Annotated in this window: 2 protein-coding genes; both read left to right on the forward strand. The window is 71.3% G+C overall.

The window, feature by feature from the left end; all coding sequences use genetic code 11:
- The first annotated feature begins 46 nt into the window (after window positions 1-46).
- Entirely contained in the window at window positions 47-796 is a 750-nt protein-coding gene (locus RMO12_RS02070; RefSeq protein WP_309638027.1) for a sulfurtransferase, read from the forward strand.
- Between the two features lie 12 nt (window positions 797-808).
- On the forward strand, window positions 809-2145 hold a 1337-nt coding region (locus RMO12_RS02075; protein WP_309638028.1), incomplete at its 3' end, for a cyanophycinase.

The raw sequence follows: 2145 nt of genomic DNA on the forward strand, positions 1-2145 counted from the left end.
CCGCTGCGCGGTCGGGTCATCGGGGCCCTGCCTAGAATCGCCGCCCGTGCCAAGCATCCTCAACCTCGCCGCCTACCGCTTCGTCGCCCTCACCGACCTGGCCGCCCTGCGCGAGCGGCTGCTGGCCGCGGCGAGCGAGCGCGCGCTCTTGGGCACGGTCCTGCTGGCCGCAGAGGGCATCAACCTGTTTCTTGCCGGGGCGCCGGCCGCGGCGCGCGGCTTCGTCGCCGAGCTGCACGGCGACGCGCGCTTTGCCGCCATGACGGTGAAAGAAAGCTGGAGCGCGGCGCCGCCGTTTTGGCGCCTGCGGGTGAAGATCAAGCGCGAAATCATCCGCATGAATCACCTCACCGCGCACCCCACCGCGCACCCCGCCAAGGGCCGCGCGCCGGCCGTCGATGCCGCCACGCTCTCGCGCTGGCTCGATGCCGGGCGCTGCGACGCCGGCCGTGAGCTGGTGTTGCTGGACACGCGCAACGGCTTCGAGGTCGACGCCGGGCGCTTTGCCGGCGCGCTCGACTGGCGCCTGGGCAAGTTCAGCGACTTTCCCGCCGCGCTCGAAGCCGGCCGTGCCGCGCTCGAAGGCAAGACGGTGGTGAGCTATTGCACCGGCGGCATCCGCTGCGAGAAGGCGGCGCTGCTGCTGGCCGAGCGCGGCGTGGCGCATGCGCTGCAGCTCGAGGGCGGCATCCTCGGCTACTTTGCGGCGGTCGGGCCGCGTCACTTCGAGGGCGAGTGTTTCGTGTTCGACGAGCGCCGTGTCGTCGACGCTGCCTTGCGGCCGGCCTCGACGTAGATACTCCCTTTGATGACATTGCCCGCCGCGTCGACGCGCCGCTCCTTCCTGACCCGACTGGCCGGCCTGGGCCTGGCCATGGGCCTGGCGTGGCCAGGCCTCTGCGCGTCGGCAGCACCCGGCGCGCCGACGCCGGCCGCGGCACCGGCCTCGGCACCCGTCACCGGTTACGTGGTGCCGATCGGCGGTGCGCTCAAGTACGAGAACGCCGAGATCTGGCAGCGCCTGGTGCAGCTTTCCGGCGGCGCAGGTGCGCGCTGGGTGGTGGTGCCGGCGGCGGCGGCCAACCCGGAGACGACGGGCGCGCGCATCGTCGAGGCGCTCGCCGCCCAGGGTGCGGCGGCCGAATTGCTGCCGGTGTCGCCGCGCTGGACGGGGCTCGATGCCGATGAGGCCGTGCGCGACCCGGTGCTGGTGGCCAAGGCTCGCGCCGCACGCGGCGTGTTCTTTGCCGGCGGCGCGCAAGCGCGCATCGTTGACGCGCTGCTCGAGGGCGACGGCAAGCGCACACCGCTGCTCGAAGCGATCTGGTCGGTGTATGAAAGCGGCGGCGTGATCGCCGGCACCAGCGCGGGCGCGGCGGTGATGAGCGAGACCATGTTCCGCGACGCCGCCAATGTGCTGGGCGTGCTCAAGGCCGGCCGTGCCGAAGAAGGCCGCGAGATCGACCGAGGGCTGGGCTTCGTCGGCCCCGACCTCTTCATCGACCAGCATTTCCTCAAGCGCGGGCGCATCGGCCGGATGCTGCCGCTGATGCTGCAAAAGAACTACCGCCTGGGCCTGGGCATTGAAGAGAACAGTGCGGCCATCCTGCATGGCAGCGAGGTCGAGATCATCGGCGGCAAGGGCGCGCTGCTGGTCAACCTGACTGACGCCACGCACGACACGACGCTCGGCGCCTTTAATCTGCGCAATGCGCGCCTGACCTACCTGGACCGCGGCGACCGCCACAACCTGGCCACCGGCGCGACCACGCCGTCGGCGCAAAAGCTCGCCGGCATGTTGATCGACCCGCACGCGCCGGACTTCCGGCCCTACTTTCGGCGCATGCCCTTCGTGCCCGACATCCTGGGCGATTCGGCGATCGTCAACGCCATGGCCAACCTGATCGACAACGCCGAAACCGAGGCCTACGGCCTGGCCTTCAGCGGCATTCCGCCGCGCGACGACCCGCGCCCCGACCTGGGCTTCGAGTTCCGCCTGCGCCGCCTGCCCGACAGCCTGGGTTGGTACACCGGCGCCTTTGGCGGCGAGGATTACACGGTGCTCAACCTCGCGCTCGACGTGACGCCGGTGACGATGACGCGGCCGCTGTACCAACCGCTCGCACCGGCGGCGTCGGCGCCAGC

This window comes from Methylibium sp. (genome assembly GCF_031393925.1).
Classification (GTDB): Bacteria; Pseudomonadota; Gammaproteobacteria; order Burkholderiales; family Burkholderiaceae_C; genus Methylibium.